This is a genomic window from Acinetobacter rathckeae, from assembly GCF_015627125.1.
GTDB classification, from domain to species: domain Bacteria; phylum Pseudomonadota; class Gammaproteobacteria; order Pseudomonadales; family Moraxellaceae; genus Acinetobacter; species Acinetobacter rathckeae.
Window position 1 is genome coordinate 378,874 of the sequence record NZ_VTDO01000001.1, and the last position, 18,656, is coordinate 397,529.

The 18,656-nt window shown below is 39.0% G+C and carries 21 protein-coding genes; 11 read left to right on the top strand and 10 right to left on the bottom strand.

Features of this window, described 5'->3' with window-relative positions; all coding sequences use genetic code 11:
- The first annotated feature begins 2 nt into the window (after positions 1-2).
- From eno to ispD, 3 genes are read left to right on the top strand one after another with little or no spacing between them, the layout of a single operon-like run.
- Positions 3-1,292: a phosphopyruvate hydratase gene (gene eno, locus I2F31_RS01750; protein ID WP_195768042.1), complete on the top strand. Its 1,290-nt coding sequence runs from the start codon at positions 3-5 to the stop codon at positions 1,290-1,292.
- Positions 1,293-1,298: 6 nt separating this feature from the next.
- A complete protein-coding gene (locus tag I2F31_RS01755) occupies positions 1,299-1,700 on the top strand; it encodes a septum formation initiator family protein (protein WP_195768041.1) in 402 nt (133 codons plus the stop codon).
- On the top strand, positions 1,669-2,394 hold the full coding sequence (gene ispD, locus I2F31_RS01760; RefSeq protein WP_195768040.1) for a 2-C-methyl-D-erythritol 4-phosphate cytidylyltransferase: 726 nt from the start codon (positions 1,669-1,671) through the stop codon (positions 2,392-2,394). Before I2F31_RS01755 ends, ispD begins: the two co-directional genes overlap by 32 nt.
- A 1-nt stretch (position 2,395) precedes the next feature.
- Here the strand turns inward: ispD and I2F31_RS01765 are convergent, their stop codons facing one another.
- Complete coding sequence (locus I2F31_RS01765) at positions 2,396-3,001, bottom strand: A1S_1983 family putative colistin resistance protein (protein ID WP_456049816.1); 606 nt, start codon at positions 2,999-3,001, stop codon at positions 2,396-2,398.
- Between the two features lie 95 nt (positions 3,002-3,096).
- On the opposite strand from I2F31_RS01765, the gene ispF reads away from it, so the two are divergent.
- Entirely contained in the window at positions 3,097-3,582 is a 486-nt protein-coding gene (gene ispF, locus I2F31_RS01770) for a 2-C-methyl-D-erythritol 2,4-cyclodiphosphate synthase (protein WP_195773325.1), read from the top strand.
- On the opposite strand, the gene I2F31_RS01775 is transcribed toward ispF, so the two are convergent.
- From I2F31_RS01775 to I2F31_RS01795, 5 genes are all read right to left on the bottom strand, one after another.
- The gene (locus tag I2F31_RS01775; protein ID WP_195768037.1) at positions 3,579-4,097 is read right to left on the bottom strand and encodes a protein tyrosine phosphatase family protein; all 519 of its coding nucleotides are present in this window, start codon (positions 4,095-4,097) and stop codon (positions 3,579-3,581) included. The genes ispF and I2F31_RS01775 overlap by 4 nt on opposite strands.
- 46 nt (positions 4,098-4,143) lie before the next feature.
- Positions 4,144-5,235, bottom strand: a complete 1,092-nt coding sequence (locus I2F31_RS01780; RefSeq protein WP_195768036.1) for a 3-deoxy-7-phosphoheptulonate synthase — start codon at positions 5,233-5,235, stop codon at positions 4,144-4,146.
- Between the two features lie 127 nt (positions 5,236-5,362).
- Entirely contained in the window at positions 5,363-5,644 is a 282-nt protein-coding gene (locus I2F31_RS01785) for a DUF1634 domain-containing protein (protein ID WP_195768035.1), read from the bottom strand.
- Positions 5,641-7,194: a PepSY-associated TM helix domain-containing protein gene (locus I2F31_RS01790; RefSeq protein WP_195768034.1), complete on the bottom strand. Its 1,554-nt coding sequence runs from the start codon at positions 7,192-7,194 to the stop codon at positions 5,641-5,643. The genes I2F31_RS01785 and I2F31_RS01790 overlap by 4 nt, the downstream gene beginning before the upstream one ends.
- 303 nt (positions 7,195-7,497) lie before the next feature.
- Entirely contained in the window at positions 7,498-9,600 is a 2,103-nt protein-coding gene (locus I2F31_RS01795; protein WP_195773326.1) for a TonB-dependent siderophore receptor, read from the bottom strand.
- 419 nt (positions 9,601-10,019) lie between these two features.
- On the opposite strand from I2F31_RS01795, the gene lpxB reads away from it, so the two are divergent.
- Positions 10,020-11,195 (top strand): lipid-A-disaccharide synthase, encoded by a 1,176-nt coding sequence (gene lpxB / locus I2F31_RS01800; protein ID WP_195768032.1) that lies wholly within the window; start codon positions 10,020-10,022, stop codon positions 11,193-11,195.
- A gap of 3 nt (positions 11,196-11,198) precedes the next feature.
- Here the strand turns inward: lpxB and I2F31_RS01805 are convergent, their stop codons facing one another.
- Complete coding sequence (locus tag I2F31_RS01805; protein WP_195768031.1) at positions 11,199-12,077, bottom strand: DUF2797 domain-containing protein; 879 nt, start codon at positions 12,075-12,077, stop codon at positions 11,199-11,201.
- A gap of 35 nt (positions 12,078-12,112) precedes the next feature.
- Here I2F31_RS01805 and I2F31_RS01810 point away from each other — a divergent pair, with 35 nt between their 5' ends.
- Both I2F31_RS01810 and I2F31_RS01815 read left to right on the top strand, forming a co-directional pair.
- The gene (locus tag I2F31_RS01810) at positions 12,113-12,586 is read left to right on the top strand and encodes a DUF6231 family protein (protein ID WP_195768030.1); all 474 of its coding nucleotides are present in this window, start codon (positions 12,113-12,115) and stop codon (positions 12,584-12,586) included.
- Positions 12,587-12,690: 104 nt separating this feature from the next.
- On the top strand, positions 12,691-13,299 hold the full coding sequence (locus I2F31_RS01815; RefSeq protein ID WP_195768029.1) for a YidB family protein: 609 nt from the start codon (positions 12,691-12,693) through the stop codon (positions 13,297-13,299).
- A 60-nt stretch (positions 13,300-13,359) separates the two neighbouring features.
- Here the strand turns inward: I2F31_RS01815 and I2F31_RS01820 are convergent, their stop codons facing one another.
- The 3 genes from I2F31_RS01820 to I2F31_RS01830 form a co-directional block, all read right to left on the bottom strand.
- Positions 13,360-13,773 carry an HIT family protein gene (locus tag I2F31_RS01820; protein WP_195768028.1) on the bottom strand — a complete coding sequence of 138 codons (414 nt, stop codon included), beginning with the start codon at positions 13,771-13,773 and terminating at the stop codon, positions 13,360-13,362.
- A gap of 75 nt (positions 13,774-13,848) precedes the next feature.
- Positions 13,849-14,103 carry a YARHG domain-containing protein gene (locus tag I2F31_RS01825; protein WP_195773327.1) on the bottom strand — a complete coding sequence of 85 codons (255 nt, stop codon included), beginning with the start codon at positions 14,101-14,103 and terminating at the stop codon, positions 13,849-13,851.
- Positions 14,104-14,190: 87 nt separating this feature from the next.
- Positions 14,191-15,102 carry an NAD(P)-dependent oxidoreductase gene (locus I2F31_RS01830; RefSeq protein ID WP_323127552.1) on the bottom strand — a complete coding sequence of 304 codons (912 nt, stop codon included), beginning with the start codon at positions 15,100-15,102 and terminating at the stop codon, positions 14,191-14,193.
- A 213-nt stretch (positions 15,103-15,315) separates the two neighbouring features.
- Here I2F31_RS01830 and I2F31_RS01835 point away from each other — a divergent pair, with 213 nt between their 5' ends.
- The 4 genes from I2F31_RS01835 to I2F31_RS01850 are packed head-to-tail and all read left to right on the top strand — an operon-like array spanning position 15,316 to position 18,646.
- Entirely contained in the window at positions 15,316-16,500 is a 1,185-nt protein-coding gene (locus tag I2F31_RS01835; RefSeq protein ID WP_195773328.1) for an O-succinylhomoserine sulfhydrylase, read from the top strand.
- A 16-nt stretch (positions 16,501-16,516) separates the two neighbouring features.
- Entirely contained in the window at positions 16,517-16,846 is a 330-nt protein-coding gene (locus I2F31_RS01840; RefSeq protein WP_195768024.1) for a YbaB/EbfC family nucleoid-associated protein, read from the top strand.
- Positions 16,847-16,862: 16 nt separating this feature from the next.
- Entirely contained in the window at positions 16,863-17,459 is a 597-nt protein-coding gene (recR, locus tag I2F31_RS01845) for a recombination mediator RecR (RefSeq protein WP_195768023.1), read from the top strand.
- A 35-nt stretch (positions 17,460-17,494) separates the two neighbouring features.
- Positions 17,495-18,646 (top strand): ribonuclease D, encoded by a 1,152-nt coding sequence (locus I2F31_RS01850; RefSeq protein WP_195768161.1) that lies wholly within the window; start codon positions 17,495-17,497, stop codon positions 18,644-18,646.
- The last annotated feature ends 10 nt before the right edge of the window (positions 18,647-18,656 follow it).

Here is an 18,656-nt window from a genome sequence, read left to right on the forward strand (position 1 = left end):
TTATGAGCCAGATCGTTGATATTCGTGCACGTGAAATTTTAGATTCACGCGGTAACCCAACTATTGAAGCAGATGTAATACTAGCATCTGGTGTTGTGGGCCGTGCGTGTGCACCATCAGGCGCTTCAACGGGTTCACGTGAAGCATTAGAATTACGTGATGGCGACAAGTCTCGTTACCTAGGGAAAGGTGTTTTACAAGCAGTTAATAATGTAAATACTGAGATTAAAAAATTACTTGTTGGTCAAAATGTATTTGAGCAAAAAGCAATTGATGAGGCCATGATTGCTTTAGATGGTACTGAAAATAAAGAAAAACTCGGTGCTAATGCAACGCTTGCAGTATCACTTGCAGTCGCTCGTGCTGCAGCAGAAGAAAAGAAAATTCCACTGTACCAATATATTGCTGACTTACGTGGTCAAACAACATTGTCTATGCCTGTACCAATGATGAATATCATCAACGGTGGTGCACATGCAGATAACACAGTAGATATTCAAGAATTTATGATTGAGCCAGTAGGCTTTACATCATTTGCAGAAAGCTTGCGTGCAGGTGCAGAAACATTCCATGCGCTTAAATCTGTACTGAAGAAAAAAGGCTTAAATACAGCTGTAGGTGATGAAGGTGGTTTTGCACCAAACCTACGTTCAAATGAAGAAGCCATCACTGTTATTTTAGAAGCGATTGAGCAAACGGGTTACAAAGCAGGTTCTGACATTATGTTAGCACTTGACTGTGCAGCCTCTGAGTTTTACTCAAATGGCCAATACGTGCTGGCGGGTGAAGGCAATAAAGCATTTTCAAGCCATCAATTCGCTGATTACTTAGCAGGTCTTGCAAACCAATACCCAATTATTTCAATTGAAGATGGTCTTGATGAGTCTGATTGGGATGGTTGGTCTTACTTGACTTCTATTTTAGGTGATAAAATTCAATTGGTTGGCGATGATTTATTCGTAACGAATCCAAAAATCTTACAACGTGGTATTAATGAAAAAGTTGGTAACTCAATTTTGATTAAATACAACCAAATTGGTACGTTGACAGAAACTTTAGATGCCATTTACCTTGCAAAACAAAATGGTTATACCACAGTGATTTCACATCGTTCTGGTGAAACAGAAGACTCTACGATTGCTGATTTAGCTGTAGGTACTGCAGCAGGTCAAATTAAGACAGGTTCATTGTCTCGTTCTGACCGTGTTGCAAAATATAACCAGCTACTCCGTATTGAAGAAATCACCAAAGCGGTTTACCGTGGACGTGCCGAGTTCAAAGGTTTGAACTAATTTAATATGATCACTTTTTTTAAAGAGACATTAAACTCTTTTTCAAGTGCATTTATTCTGGGGCTTGCGATCATTTTGGTCGCAAGCTTTCAGTATATGTACTGGTTTGGAGAGGGTGGTTATTATGACCATCAGCACTTAATGCAACAAATTCAGCAACAGGCAGATACGAATAATACGTTGCGTGAGCGTAACCGTGTTTTAGGTGCAGAAGTTTATGATCTCAAAAATGGTGCTGAAGCGGTTGAAGAACATGCTCGCTTAGATTTAGGCTTAATTAAGCCCAATGAAACATTTATTCAAATGAGTACTTTAAGTGCTCCACAGTTGCAACAACAATACATTCCACCTCCTGCTAATAGTAAAGACCCAACCAATGAAGACGAAGACAGCCCCGATCTCCACTAAAATATGGGCAGTGATTCCTGCAGCAGGTTCAGGAAGCAGATTTTCTAAAACTGAATTAAAACAATACCAAACCATTCAAAATAAAACTGTGCTAGAGCACAGTGTAGATGCCATGTTCCAATTGCCTTTAGTTGGTTGTGTATTGGCCGTAGATTCAAATGATCAACATATTCATCAGATTCAGTTTAGCCATAAAGATAAAATACACTTTTGTACAGGTGGTACAGAGCGTGTTCACTCTGTATTAAACGCACTGTATTATTTGTCGAATATTGCTTCACCTAATGATTGGGTATTAGTGCATGATGCCGCAAGACCATGTGTGCATAAAGAGAGTTTATTTGCTTTAGTAGAAGATGCTCAAAGATATGGGCACAGTGTTATTTTGGCGACACCTGTGCGTGATACATTAAAGAAAGTATCAGCCCAAAACATTGAACATACCGTGCCTCGTGACGGCTTATGGCAAGCTCAAACACCACAAATGGCCGAGCTAGGTGCTTTAATTGAGGCATTGGAACAGGGTCTAGCGAACCAAGTGACGATTACCGATGAAGCCAGTGCGTTAGAAGCAAGCGGAACAGCTGTTCGTGTGGTAATGGGGCGTTCAGACAATATAAAAATTACATATCCCGAAGATTTACAGTTTGCTCGTTTAGTTTTAGATGCGAAAAAAATGACAACGGTATCATAACCTAGTCATATCTGCGGTAGTTACCCGCAAAAAGCTGACATTTTTTTTGTTCACTCTGTATATTTAATAATGCCTTGCTTAATTTGATGTTATAGCGACAACCATCTTCATTATTGGTGATGTTATCTAGGTCTGCACTTTGGCTATAGGCCAAGAAATGCTGTTTCATTTGATATTGGTGGGTGTAGGCATAACCATCTATTTTTAGTTTATTTTGTTCTAGCTGATGTATTTGTAAGTAAGCATGTCGAGTGGCTACTTTGCCATGTTGATATTGAATAAAGTGTTGCGTGAGCGTTTGATTAAGCGTGGCAAATTCATTGAGCTCTTGAGTACGTTGAGCCAATTGTTCTGATAAGCATGGTTTGGTTTTACATGACAACATACGCTTTTGCCATAAGATGTGTGTCATGTCTAAAATAGATAGTGGTGCATTACTGACAAATTGAGTGTGTTTCGACAGGGTGAGTATTTGTTGTTTTTCTAGATTTATCGCATCACACAAACGTTTTGTGGAACACAAGTGGTCTGCATATACCTGAGTAGACAGCCCATATATCAGCAATATTGAGCCTATTTTTTTGACATCGTTAAAAACCAAATGCATGTGTACAAATACTTCAATAATTTAATGCTCATGCTAATATAGCGAAATCGTACTAATGAATACAAGAATTCATTTTTCTTTCAAGGATATTTATTGTGGTTGCAAAAATAAGGATTGGTCAGGGTCTAGATGTTCATGCATTTGAGGAAGGTGATTTTGTGACTTTGGCAGGGTTACAAATACCACATACGCAAGGCTTAAAGGCTCATTCAGATGGTGATGTGGTGCTACATGCACTCAGTGATGCTTTGTTAGGTGCATTGGCACTTGGTGATATTGGACAACATTTTCCAGATACAGATGAGGCATTTAAAGGGGCAGATAGCCGTATTTTACTTAAAAAAGTGTATCAGCTCATCCGTGAGCATGGTTATCATTTAGGCAATGCTGATATGACGGTTGCTTGTGAACGTCCAAAACTTGCTAAACATAACTTAGCTATGCGTCAGAGCATTGCTGACGTATTAGAGGTTGATGTTTCACAAATTAGTATGAAAGCCACAACAACCGAACAACTTGGCTTTACAGGTCGCCAAGAGGGCATTTTATCGACCGCAACGGTATTACTTTTTGCTGACTAGTTGTGTTGACAGCATAAGTTTTGTAACTCTTGGGTGGCTTTACGACCTTGAAGTTGTAAAGCCACATTATGTACAAGCCCAGTCCATGTTTCATTCAGTTCCCACACTTGTTCAAGCAGTTGCTGAGCTTCAACCATATCCATACCCATATAGTATTGTCTATACAAATAAACGAGTGCACTCACACGTAAGTTTTTCGCACAATGTACCCACACACTTTGGGTTTGTACTAAAAAATCAATGGTATCTAAGGCAAAGAGTGCTTGTTCAGGCGCAGGGGTTTCCCAAGATATTGGCAGTTGAATATAGTTTAAGCCTAAATCTAAACAAATATGGTCTTCATTGGTCAGGTGATCAGGTGAATCGCCTAACGCTAAGTTAATGACGGTGGAAATACCATATTCCTTAATATGTTGAAGTTGCTCAGCACTTGGTTGCCCCGACGTAAATAAATGCTCATGTACATATTGAAAACTTGGGATTTGACTCAGTTGTTTTTCGAGATGATTTTTCATAATTTTTTTCATAAAAAAACGCCATCAATGATGGCGTAAGTTGAGCTTAGCGATGTGGTAAAACATCTTTTAATGCATTGTGCATTTCTAATAGCACACTTTCAGTAGACTCCCAGTCTAAGCAACCGTCGGTGACAGATTTGCCGTACTCTAAGTCACATAACTGAGCAGGTATGTCCTGACGTCCACCTTTTAAATGACTTTCTACCATTAAACCAACAATAGAGGTATTGCCATCCAAGATTTGTTCAGTCACATTTTTAAGTACCAATGGCTGTAAGTATGGGTCTTTATTTGAGTTGGCGTGACTGGCATCAATCATAATGTTTTTGCTAACTTTTGCTTTAATCAAGGCATTTTCTGCATTTGCCACTGATGTAGCGTCATAGTTTGGCTTGCCATTACCACCACGGAGTACAACGTGACCATATTTATTACCACTGGTGCTAATAATTGCAACTTGACCGTCATTATTTAGGCCTAAGAAGTTATGACCATGTTCAACGGCTTGCATGGCATTAATTGCAACGGTAAGGCCACCATCTGTACCATTTTTAAAACCAACAGGTGAAGACAAACCTGATGACATTTCACGGTGTGTTTGGCTTTCGGTCGTACGAGCACCAATAGCAGACCATGAAATTAGATCTTGTAAATATTGTGGCGAGTTAGGGTCAAGTGCTTCAGTTGCACATGGTAGTCCTTTCTCATTGAGCTCAAGTAATAGTTTGCGGCCAATATGTAAGCCTTTTTCAATGTCGAAAGAGTCATCCATATTTGGGTCATTAATTAGACCTTTCCAGCCAACCGTGGTACGTGGTTTTTCAAAATATACACGCATCACAATAAATAAGGTATCTTTTACTTTTTCGCTTAATGCCTTAAGACGATCTGCATATTCGTGTGCAGCTTTTGGGTCGTGAATAGAGCACGGGCCAATCACAACAAAAATACGTTTATCTTCGCCATCTAAAATTTTACGAACGCTATCACGTCCTGAAACAACCGTTTGAGAGGCTTTTTCTGACAAAGGTAAAACTTTTTTAAGCTCAGCAGGTGTGATAAGGGTTTGAACATTACTAATATTGACGTCATCAATATTGTTTGAGGTAATAGAATGAGAGTCTGGATTATTCATTGCCTTCACTAATTGCGAAATAAAGTAAGTAAGATGAAAGAACTATATAGGTCATGGCTGTAAAAAACAAATATTATCATACCGTGAACAAATAAGTTTTTAAAATGGGCTTTAGTATGATCATGGCCTATTTTTTAGATTTTAGCGGATTATTTCTCAAAATAAGTAAAAATATGAGCGGTGTAGCAAAAACCCACCAAGTGATAAACGCCACGCTATAACCATAGTCTTGTGCTAATAATATAAAGGCAGTTATACACAAAGTCACTGCAAGGGTTTTATATGCAGGAGGTTTTTTAGCAATAAAAGCCCACCTTGATTGAACGATTACTTTTTTTTGTTTATCACTGCTCAAATACAGTAAGTAAAAGGCAAAATAACTAATGAGGCATGCAAGCAGTATAATCATGTTTGATTGTCCTTTTGCACAATTTTCTGACGAATTTTTTTTGCTGCTTGTTGCTGAATGGGTTGAATGTTTTTAGCAATAAACCCTGCAAGTATGGCAAATAACCAAAAAAATGTATCCACCCCAACATAATTGTAATAGTCAATAAGGTGTTTGATTTGGCTGTATTGCCACAAGATTGCAATATTTAACAAGGGTAGAAGCATGGCTAATATAATAAATACAGCCAACTGTATACGCCATAAATACTGTTTTTTACATAGTAAAGCTAAGATGAAACTCAGCCCCCATACGCTAAAAAACACGAAAATTTCTTGGTTAGTGCTACTAAGCTGAGGCAGTGTAATGATGCGGTTGGCATAAAAGTAGCAAAGAACTGCCATGGGCAAGCCCACAAAAGTCGAAACATTGAGTCGATCTACAAGATAGTGGCCGAAATGAAAGGTATTTTTTTTATTTTGGATTTGACGTTTTAAGCTCCACAGTAAAAGACCTGATGCCACCATAAAACAACCGAGTATGCCTGAAAAAAATAATCCCACACGAATGATTGGTTCAGCAAAAGGTGCAAGGTGTAGGCCATATACACCATTATACAAAGTGGCAACGGGGTGTCTGTTGTGCGTATCTGCAATGACTTGACCTTGGGCATTGAATGTCACTTGTGCCACATCTTGAGTAATTGAACGATCTTGTTTTTGTTTAATCATAATTTCAGTGGCCGTTGTGAACGGTTTGTTGACCTCAATACTATCTATGAGGGGTTCATCAGGCCAATGTTGCTTTAATCTTTGACTGATTTGTGTAGCTGTTAACATCTGCACAGGTTGTACAGATTTTTGAGCGGTGTTGGTTTGACTGCGTAATTCAGCAAAAATGTCATAGTTATTTTGTGGGTAATATTTTTGAATGGCTGATGGCAAGTATAAGTAAAAAAACATGATTAACCCTGTAAGTGTAATCATGAAAAAAAAGGGCAGTGCAATCACAGAAACAATATTATGAAAATCAAGCCATGAGCGTTGTGACTTAAATGTGCGTAGGGTGAAGAAGTCGGTAAAAATCTTTTTATGGGTAATCACGCCAGAAATGAGCGCAATGAGCATAATAAATGCGGCAAAGCTGACCAGTAGGCGTCCAAATACGATAGGTACACCAAACAGTTGAAAGTGAAAATTATAAAAAAAGTCTCCGCCTTGCGTTGGCAGTAAATTTATTTCTTGTTGTGTACGAGGGTCAAGTTGTTTAAATACATAGCTACCATCATTTTTTTGCCAATAAATGGTATTGATGGGGTTATCTGTTGAGGCGACTTGTATGTTCCAAGACTGTGCATCGGTTGCATGTTGTTGTAAATAGTCTAGGCTTGAGAATATGGCCTGTGGCTGAGTCGTTTGCATGTTATGAAACGCAGGCTGTGCCCATGCAGTGATGTCATGTCTGTAGTAAGACAATGATCCTGTTAGGAAAATTGCAAATAATAACCAGCCAAGCAGGAGGCCTGTCCAAGAATGTAACCAAGCCATAGACTGGCGAAGTGATTTATACATCAGTTAACCTATGATGTGAGATAGCCCATAAAATAGCAGTGTAATCCCAAAACTGAGTAGGCTTAGACGTGGAATGGATTGAATTGAAAAGCAAGCAATAAAAAAAATCAGTGCAAATACAATGGCACAAAATATTGCTAAAAAAACAGCTTCTGCACGTGGCATAAGGTATAGAAAAACACTGGCCAAGCACAGACTAAAATACACGACACAAAAATAACCGACCACGCACGCAGTCAACGTGCGATAAAGCACGTTGAACTGGTGAGCGTATTTATGATTTTGTATCGTGTTTTTCATGTATTAGTAGTTAAATTTTACAGATACAGTGTAGTTTGCAGGCGCACCATAGTAGCCTTGACCACCACTTAAACCTGTAAGATATTTCTCGTTGCCAATGTTTTTGGCATTGAGTTGTAGATTCATGTGGTCATTGACTTTATAGCTTGCCATTAAGTCAAATAATGCATATGCACCTTGTACAATAGTCCCATTGTGTGAGCTAGAAGCAGGTTCACGAATACTGTCTTGCCATTTTACACTTGCACCCACTTTCACTTGTGGAAGTTGAGGAATGGTGTAATTTGCCAAAAGGTTAAAGGTTTGAGTTGGGTTGTACTGACGAGGGTTTATACCTGTTTCAGTATCTTTTAAACTAAACTTTGTGTAGCCCGCAGTAATTTCAAGATCATCGGTGACTTTACCTGCTAAGCCAAGTTCTACACCTTGTGAACGTACTGTGCCTAAGTTAGAGCGGTATGCCGAACCTGAAAATGTTGGGTTTAAAGCAAAATGATTTTGTTCTGTACTAAAAATCGCAATAGAACCCGTTAAGCGCTCATTTAACCATGTACCTTTAACACCTGTTTCATAGCTCTTACCATCAACAGGTACTGCAATTTGATTGGTTGCTGTATCAATGACAGTTTGTGGTCTAAAAATAGAGGTATAACTCATATACCCTGTGTATTGTGGGGTAAAGTTATAGGTTAAACCTGCATAAGGGAGTGTTCTATTTTTTACATAGGTGTCTTTAAAGTTAATTTCAGAGAAGTTTGCCCCCAAAATAAGCTTTAAATCATCATTTAGATGTACACGTGTTGCGCCATAAAGTGAGCGAATAATATATTGTTGTGTACCTGAGTCAGTCATGGTAGCCCAAGTTGGCTCGCTTGGTGACCAGCTTGCTTGGTCTGTTGTTAAGCCAATATAAGCACCCGCGGACTCATTGTTAGTGATGCTTTTTGACCATCTATAGCCAAAGTTTGCTTCATGGCGTTGACCAAAGAGTGGGAATGTACCTGAAACACTGGCATTGAAAGTCTGTTTTCTAAACTTTTGGTTATAAATGTCTGGATACAAGTAAATACCAGAGGTATTGTTTGTTGCGCTTGGATTACCCCATAGGTAAAGCATTTTGTCTTGTAATGTTGCGTTTTTACCATCGTAATTGAGTTTGGCAACCCAATCGCCAGCTAGCTTTTGCTCAATGCTTGCAAAGTAGTTATTAATAGTCCAGTCATAATACGTCCAATCTGGGGCATAGTTATAACTGCGGGCATAGCTAAGTTGTTGACCTGCACTGTTGGTTAAAGGCAAAGCACCCCATTGTGAACCATTAGTCAGTTGGTTGGTACGAGAAAAACCAACAGATGCAGTGGTACTGTCAGACAGGTCAGCATCAATAATGGCTTGAACGCCATTTTTTTCTTCAGAGTATTTATCTAAATATGAGTCACCGGTTTTTTCATAAGCAGTCAAGCGACCACGTACATTGCCACTTTGTGTTAATGGGCCTGAAATGTCTGCCTCGTAGCGTTTAGTATTCCACGAACCGTAGCTAAAGCCTCCACTTGCTTGAAATGCTTGTGTTGGACGTTTTCTCACATAGTTAATGGTTGCACCAGGGTCACCAAGTGCATTAGTGAGTGCATCTGCACCTTTAATCACTTCTACACGGTCATAAAAGTAGCTGTCATCATCTGAGCCATTGTAGTTGTAGCTATCTACTTGTGGGATGCCTGCGCCGTCATACAAAATATTAGAAATGTCGAAGCCACGTGCGGTATAGGTGGTACGGTTTGTTTCTAAGCCTGTTACAGTCACGCCTGGGGTATTGCTTAGAATGTCACGAGTACTGGTCAAGTTGAAGTCATTCATTTGTTGGCGAGTGACGACATTAACAGTTTGAGGCGTTTCTTTTACTGATAAATTTAAGCCTGTTGCACTGTCATTATTTTTAACAGTGTAGGCATTGGTTTGTTCAGAAGGCTGAACTGATGCTTTCTCAGATTTAGAATTAATGGTAGGCAATACTGCAGTAGCTGATGTGTCGGCAGCATATACACAAGACATGCCCATTGTTGCAACAACAGCAACAGTAAGGGGGGAGAGTTTGTATTTCATGTAAAGATCCCTTAAATCTAAATGAAAATAATTTGCAGTATCATTGCGATTTTTGTATTAATTTGCAAGTTTCCTTTGATTGTTTTAGTTGGTTTTTACAATTAAATTGTAATTTTTAGGTGTTTTATTTTGCTTTTTATTAAATTTTTGTGATTTGTTTTGAGTATTTATTTTTTGTGTTGATTTATACATGAAAAAATCATTTTTATTGCTTTAACTGGCTATGGGGGAAAAGACTTTGTATCTATATCGTAAAATTTTAACTAGAAATGCATTGAGAGATCATGTCTATTTTGATCATTAAAAAACCTTATTTAATGGTATTGAGTGATAAGTGTGATGGTGCTGTTATGTTTTACAGTGCAGTATGCTCATAATCTATTTATAATAGTTTGTAATGAAAAATAAGGTAGAGATCTGTGCAAACACGTAAACTTAGAATCGGTATTGTGGTTGGTGAGGTATCTGGCGATACGCTCGGTGCTGAGTTGATTCGACAGTTTAAAGCACAAGGAATAGATGCCGATTTTGAAGGTATTGGCGGGCCACAGATGATCGCTGAGGGTTTTCATAGCTTGTATGCTATGGATACGCTCTCTGTGATGGGTATTGTTGAAGTTTTAAAAGACATAAAAACACTTTTTGCGGTACGAGATGGTCTAATTGAGCGTTGGCAACAGCAAGCTGTAGATGTATTTATTGGCATAGATGCCCCTGATTTTAATTTAAGAGTGTCACAAAAAATTAAACAAAAGCAGTTACCTATTAAAACGGTGCAGTACGTGAGTCCATCAGTCTGGGCATGGCGACAAAAACGTGTTGTTGGTATTCAAAAGAATATTGATTTAGTGATGTGCTTATTTCCGTTTGAAAAAGCATTCTATCAATCTCACCATGTACCTGCCATTTTTGTGGGGCATCCTTTGGCAAAAAAATTGCCATTGGTTGATGATGTTGTTGCTGCACGCCAAGACCTTGGGTTGAGTCAAGATCAACAATATATTGCATTATTACCCGGGAGTCGTGGTTCTGAAGTACAGCGTTTAGCACCACTGGTCTTTGGTGCAGCTGACATTTTACAAAAACAAGGCTATGCAGGTGAGTTCTTAGTGCCTGCCATTAATGATAAGCGTAAAGCCCAAATTCAACAGATGCTTACCGAGTTTTCAACCACCTTACAGCAAAAGGTTCATATTTTAGACAATACCCATTCAGATGCTAAAATTGGTCGCCAAGTTATGGCGGCCAGTGATGTTGTGGCTTTGGCTTCGGGTACTGCCACTTTAGAGGCAATGTTGTTGCATCGCCCAATGGTGACGTTTTATAAGCTTAATGCTTTGACCTATTGGTTGGTCAAAAAAATGATTAAAATTCCGTATGTGTCTTTGCCGAATATTATTGCAGGTAAAAAGGTCATTGCCGAGCTTGTACAACAACAAGCGACACCTGAAAACTTGGCCAAAGAAATAAAGCATTTAATGGAGGCTGAGCAAGCACCGATTCAAAGAATGCAACATTTAACTATGCATAAGCGATTGATTTCGGGTGAAACAGAAGATCCGATTCATGCAATTTTGGCACTGACTCAGCCCTAAGTGCTATGCGTTAGAAAGCTTAATCAAAAGCTCATAACCTGTGTATTTTCTCAGGTTAATGACCCCTGTATCCATGATTAAATATTGCCCTTTAATACCTTGCAATACCCCTGAAATATGAGGAGTTTTGTCTAGGTTATGAGATTTTATTTTACTTGGGTATTGGTTAATCGGGTAAATGAACTCTCTTACAGGTTGATCTTCAAAGTATTCAACATGTTCGTCAAATTCCATATTTAAAGAAAACTCATCTGCAATCGCTTCGATCTGTTCTTCAAACGCTAGGCACAACTCATCACGTATAGACAGCAGGTCAATGGGGTCGGCATCTGCTTTTAATAGTTTTCGCCAGTCGGTTTTGTCTGCCACTTGTTCGCCAAACATGGTTTCTAAATAACCTGAAAGTCGTCTTGACCCCACTTTCATAATAGGTAAAGCTTGACTTGCACCTTGGTCTAGCCATCGAGTCGGCATTTGACTAATACGGGTAATCCCTACTTTTAATGCACTCGAATTGGCAAGGTAAACAATGTGGGGTTGAAAACACACCCGATGAGCAAAGCTTTCATCACGGCAAGTACCTAAGTGAAAATGGCAAGTTTCAGGTTTCATAATACACATGTCACATTCTGCTTGTGTTTTAAAGCATTTGAAGCAGTGGCCTTGTGAATAAGATTTTGGTGTTTTTTTACCGCAAGAAGTACAGTAAATATTGCCAGTCCATGAAATTTCAACATGCTGACCTAAGCTTAAAGGTGTATCAATGCGGGTTTTGTTGAGAACAAAGCTATATTGAACATTGGCTTGCTCAGTATGTTCATCTTTCATACTGATATTGGCTAAATCGGCATGCATTTTCTGGCAAATGCCTTGAAATTCCATATAAAATCTCTCTAAATTTTTAAAAGGTGCAGGTTATGGCAGAGCAAAATGTCATCACGTCTTTGCTAGACGATTTGGCTCAAGAGCAACCCATAAAAACAGCGTTGTGTGTTGGGCAAAATATTGCACGTTTTAAAACGACACAACCAATTCATTGGCAGTATTTTAACGTATCTGATCTATTAAGTCTGCCATTTACACAGCGTTATGATTTAGGTTTTGTGGTGCTGAGCGTCGAAAGCATGGCACAGTGTACCCCAGAGCAAAAGTCACAGTTACTGGTAAAGTTAAGAGATCTTTTGGTGAAAAAATTGATTGTGATTTGTGAGGTTAATGATCAACAATTATTACGTTCGCTAGGGTTTACGCAAATGCTCGGGCAATATACTGAGCTTGGGCAAAAGATGATGTTATGGCAGTTTAATATTATGACCTATAAGCATGTTCCAGATTGGTTTAATTCGCGTTTTTGGGCGAACCCTGAGAATTGGGATAAATTTAGATGGTAGTTCTAAACTTACGTTAAGTTGTATGAAAAATTAACAGACAGCTTCTTTAAAATGGGGTAGTCTTAAATCATCATTTTATCAGTGTAATAATAGAGGTTGTATAAATGACTGATCTGACAAGTATTGTTGAAACTTTAGCAAAACAAGCTTTGGGTGGCCAAAATAACCAAAACTCATCTGGTTTAGGTGGTGTATTGGGTTCGGTATTGGGCTCTTTAGGTAATAATAATCAAAGCAGTAACTCGGGTATGGGGGGTATTTTAGGCTCGGTGTTGGGTTCGCTTACAGGTGGCTCAAGTCAGCAAAGTACTGAAAATAATACCTCGGCTACGGGTGGTTTAAATGCACAGTCTTTATTGGTGGCTGTTGTACCGTTAATCTTGTCATGGATTCAACAACAAGGTGGTTTGCAAGCTGCTTTAGACAAGCTACGTGGTGCAGGTTTAGCCAATCAAGTGCAAAGTTGGGTGAGCCCATCTGCAAGTAGCGATGATGTTGCACAGAGTCATGTAGAAGGTTTATTTGATGATAAAGACATTGAGCAAGTGGCAGCACAAACACAAACAGATAAGCAAGATGTATACAGTGCAATCAGCACGGTGTTACCACAAATTATTAACTCACTGACACCTCAAGGTGAGCAAACCAGTTCACAAGAAGCCAATAACGATATTCAAAAAGTTTTGGGTATGGTATCTGGTTTCTTAAAGTAAAAATATATAAAAAAAGCCCAACAAATGTATTTTTGTTGGGCTTTTTTTATATGTGGCACTTTATAGTGAAGCTTTAATTTTTTCTGCAAATGCTTTGAGTTTTGCTTGATCTGCCATTTCAGAGGCATGGTTTTTAAGTGTATGTATGGAACTTGGAATAAGGTGGAAGTGTACATGTGGTACGGTCTGTCCTGCTGCTTCACCAGAGAGTTGCATGAGTACAATGCCTTTGGCATCGAGTGCTTTTTCAATGGCCAAAGCAACTTTTTGTACAGTTTGCATGGTCTGTGTGAGCTCAGTTGCAGGCAGGTCTAATAAAGTCACTGCTTGGTACTTTGGAATAACCAAGGTGTGACCATCTGCTTGAGGCATGATATCCATAAAAGCGAGTGTGTGTTCGTCTTCGTAGACTTTAATGCAAGGAATTTCTTCACGTAAAATTTTTGCAAAGATGTTGTTTTGATCGTAAGCCATGATATTTGTCCGAAAATACATGTATTCATAAAAACCGTCAAATGCCTAAAAATCATTTGACGGTATATTTATAGATTACTTGCAGTTTAATGTTTTTTGATCTTCTTTAATTTGATCTAAGCGTTGTTGTTCACGTTCAGAAAATTTGGGTTTATTGGTGTAGCAGTTGTCATTGCCATATTTTGCAATCGCTTCAGGGTCTTTAAAGCAAAAACCTTTAGAAGCATAAATGAGGTTATAGTCATCTTGTAATTTTTGGCAGGTTGGTGCTGATGCCAAAGCATAGGTGCTAAGTACACTTGCACACATAAGAACAGAAAACTTTTTCATAAATACTTCCTTTGTTGCAATGGGCGGTATGACAAAAAGGCCATCCCTATACCATAGATATAGGGACATATACGCCAATTTCAAGGTTTACTCAATGGTCAATTTGTTGATTGACTCATACATTTTCGCCAAAGTAGAGAAGTCACTGCCTTCTTCAGAGATGTTGCTTGCTGCCTGCACGAGGCTTTGAGATGCTGCAATAATTGGTGCAGAGAGTTTGCTCTCACGTACCAGATCAAGTGCAATGCCAGTATCTTTTGCCAATAAAGACAGTGCAAATGTAGATGGAAAGCTACGATTAAATACACGGTTTGGTAGTACAGTGGATGTCACGCCACTTTGCCCACTTGAAGCATTAATGCAGTCAAATGCTTCTTGTAGGTTAACGCCGTGAGATTTGAGTGTAGACGCACCCTCACAAGCTGCACATAAGTGAATCGCAAGTAGCATATTATTCACTGCTTTTACCGCAAAGCCCGCACCAGAGTCACCCACATGTTTAATGAGTTTACCCATGGTTTGCATGGCAGGTAACGCTTGATCGAACGCTGTTTTTTGTCCACCCACCATGAAGGTGAGGGTCGCATTTTCAGCACCAATGGTTTGACCACTGACTGGTGCATCTAAATATTGCACGCCTTTTTCTAAAAGCAGTGGTGCTAACTGACGAGCACTTTCAGGCACACCACTTGTACAGTCCACCCATACAGCACCTGATTTAATGTTTACACTTGCAATCAGTTTTTCAACATCTTGGCTTGTGGGTAGGCATGAAAAAATAATATCTGCTTGTACGGCATCTTCTAATGAAACGGCTTGAGTACCAAACTCTTGTGCATGTTTTTGTGCTTTTTCTGTACTTCTATTCCATACACGAACATCACCAAATGCTTTAGGTAAATGTGATGCCATGCGGTATCCCATCGCACCGAGTCCAATAAAAGAAACGCTCTGTGTCATTGTTGTCTCACATCTATTTTTGTTGAGTTGATTGTTTATCCTAAGTGGCTAAAAGCCATCCGTCTAGTCATAAATTGGCTAATTTTTAAGATTTTTGAAGCATAAATTTTAAAAAAAATTCATGCTTTTAATTTATTTGCTGAATTTTTTTATCTATATCTGTTCTTTATCACTTTCTACTTGACCCATACAGGGGTTGCTATTCAAAATGAAAGGCAAATTGAAAGCAAAAATGAGCTTAGAGTAAACAACATGCACAAAGATGACGACTTACTTGGACCAGATACTTTAGCGATTAGAACAGGGCATGAGCGTACTCACGAAGGTGAGCATGGCGAACCGATTTTTTTAACATCATCTTTTGTATATAAAAATGCACAAGAAGCAGCCAATAAATTTCAGGGTAAAGAATCGGGTAATGTTTACTCACGTTTTACGAATCCTACGGTTGCTGTATTTGAAAAAAGACTTGCCACTTTATGTGGTGGTGAACGTGCTGTAGCGACAGGTTCTGGCATGGGGGCGATTTTAGCCATTATGATGGCGTACCTTAAAGCTGGTGACCATGTGATTTGTTCGCGTGATGTATTTGGCTCTATTGTTGGTTTATTTGAGCGTTATATTCGAAAGTTTGGTGTGGAAGTTGACTTTGTAGATTTAACAGATTTAGCACAGTGGCAAAGTCTTGCAAAGCCAAACACTAAAATGTTTTTTATGGAATCACCTTCTAACCCATTGGCTGTGATTGGAGATATTCAAGCCATTGCCGATATTGCACATCAACATAATGCTTTATTGGTTGTGGATAATACGTTTTGTACGCCTGCTTTACAGCAACCGATTAAATTTGGTGCAGATTTAGTGGTGTATTCAGCAACCAAATATATTGATGGTCAGGGCCGTGCCCTTGGCGGTGCAGTGGTGGGTAAACATGATTTGCTCGAAGATGTGTTTTCTGTGGTACGTACGCTTGGGCCATCTATGAGTCCATTTAATGCATGGGTGTTTTTAAAAGGTTTAGAAACGTTACGTTTACGCATGAAGGCACATTGTGACGGTGCTTTGCAGATTGCACAGTGGTTAAACCAACATAAAAAAGTCAGTAAAGTGTATTATGCAGGCTTAGAAACACATCCTAGACATGAGTTGGCGAAAAAACAGCAGTCAGGTTTTGGTGGTATTGTGTCTTTTGAGGTTAAAGGTGGAAAAGACGAAGCATGGAAGGTGATTGATAGTACAACCTTTATTTCTATTACAGGGAATTTGGGTGATGTTAAATCAACCATTACGCACCCAGCAACCACCACACATGGTAAACTTTCACCGCAAGCACAAAAAGATGCGGGTATTCATGACAGTTTAATTCGACTTTCTGTCGGATTAGAAGACATTCATGATATTATACGTGACTTATCTCGTGGTTTAGATTTGATATAACGTTGGAGCGTTTCTTATGAATATTAATATGTTAATGCAGCAAGCACAACGCATGCAAAAAGATGTAGAAGCCAATGCGAAAAAAGCCAAAGAAGAGCTTGCACAAACAGAAGTTCATGCAGAAGCGGGCGGTGGTTTGGTGAAAGTAACCATGACTTGCCGTCATGTGGTAAAACGCATAGAAATTAACCCTGAATTGCTACAAGATGAAGCAGATATGGTTGAAGACTTAATTGCTGCTGCAATCAACGATGCATCACGTCAAGCAGAAGCAGTTTCTGAGCAAAAAATGAAAGCTGCCAGTGCAGGTACAGGCTTACCACCAGGTCTTGCAGGTTTATTTTAAGTAAAGGTTAATATGCATGTTTAGCCCAAAATTTGATGAGCTAGTACAGGCGTTACGTACACTACCCAGCGTTGGGCCAAAGTCGGCTCAGCGTATGGCACTCAACCTAGTCATGAAAAATAAGCATCAGGCTGAAGTATTAGCCAATGCTTTACATCATGCAGTAAATAGCATTACCACATGTCAAATTTGTCACTCACTCACAGAAACTGAAGTGTGTAGCATCTGTTCATCCGCTGAACGTGATGATGGTTTAATCTGTGTGGTCGAGTCGCCAGCAGATGTAATGGCCATTGAGCAAACAGGTAGTTTTCGTGGAAAATATTATGTGCTTGGTGGGCATTTGTCGCCGTTAGATGGTGTAGGCCCTGATGATATTGGTATTCCAGCTTTAATGGCGCGGTTACAGCAAGGTATTGTTCAAGAAGTTATTTTGGCAACCAATGCGACTGTGGAAGGCCAAGCAACTGCACACTACTTGTCGGAAGCCTGTAAACATTTGCCAGTAAAACTCACACGTATTGCACAAGGTGTGCCACAAGGCGGTGAGCTAGAGTATGTGGATAGCCACACTTTAGGGCAAGCGATGCACCACCGATTACAATTTAAGTAGTATCTATAAATTATTGTTTGGATCTAAACATGGGTATGTATCAATTTATTCAAACGCAAAGCCAGCTTACCCAAGTGTTAGATCATATGGTACAGCATAAAAAATATGCGGCAGACACAGAGTTTTTAAAGGTAGATACGTTATGGCCTAAACTTGGGCTATTTCAAATAAATATTCAAGAGCAAATATATTTACTTGATGGTACAACTTTAGACTTAACACCGTTTTGGGCTTTGCTCACACAGGCGAAAGAAAATATCTTTCATGCATGTGGAGAAGACCTCGATTTAATTTATTTTTACTCTAAAACATCACCACTGAGCAATGTTTTTGATACGCAGGTTGCATTGTCATTTTTAGGTCATGGGCTACAAGTGAGTTACCAAAATGCACTCAAAGAGCATTTAGGTGTAGAGATTGAAAAAGACCAAACACGTTCAGACTGGACAGCACGTCCTTTAAGCTCAGAGCAGTTATGTTATGCAGCCAATGATGTGATTTTTTTGCCAAAACTTGCAGATGTATTAAAAGTACAGCTTAAAGAAAAAAAATTACTTGAGTACGTTGTTGAAGATTGTGTGAGCTTGGCCTATGAGATTGCTCATAAAACTGTAACGTCTAAGCTATACCAAGATGTAGGAAACTATCGTCATTCATCGTATCAGTTAATGCAATTACAACAACTTATGGTATGGCGAGAGCAGTTGGTAAAAGCAGTGAATATTCCACGTAGTTTTGTACTCAAAAATAATGCCATGATTGATTTGGTTGAAAAGAATCCTAAAAGTATTTTTCAGTTGTCTGAGATCAAAAGTATCCGTGCTTCAGTGATTAGAGAGCATGGTAAAACAATCTTAGATTTACTGCGATTTTTACCAGAAAAAGAGCTTTGGCCAAATAATCTCCCGCGTCCAGTAAAGTATATTTCTGAAGATGTTGCTGTTAAAATAGAGCAGTTGGTGAATCAAGTAGCGGATGAGCTACAGATTCCAAAAATGGTACTGATGCGAAAAAAATGGTTTAACGAACTGTATGTACATGTTGTATCTGGTTCTGTAGATAAAGAGACATTGTCGCCTTATTTACGTGGCTGGCGTTATAATGTACTCATACAACCATTATTATTGTTGTTAGAGCAAGATAAGGCGAATTTAGTACAGCAAATTTGCGTCAAAAGACCGTTTTAACAAGTATTTA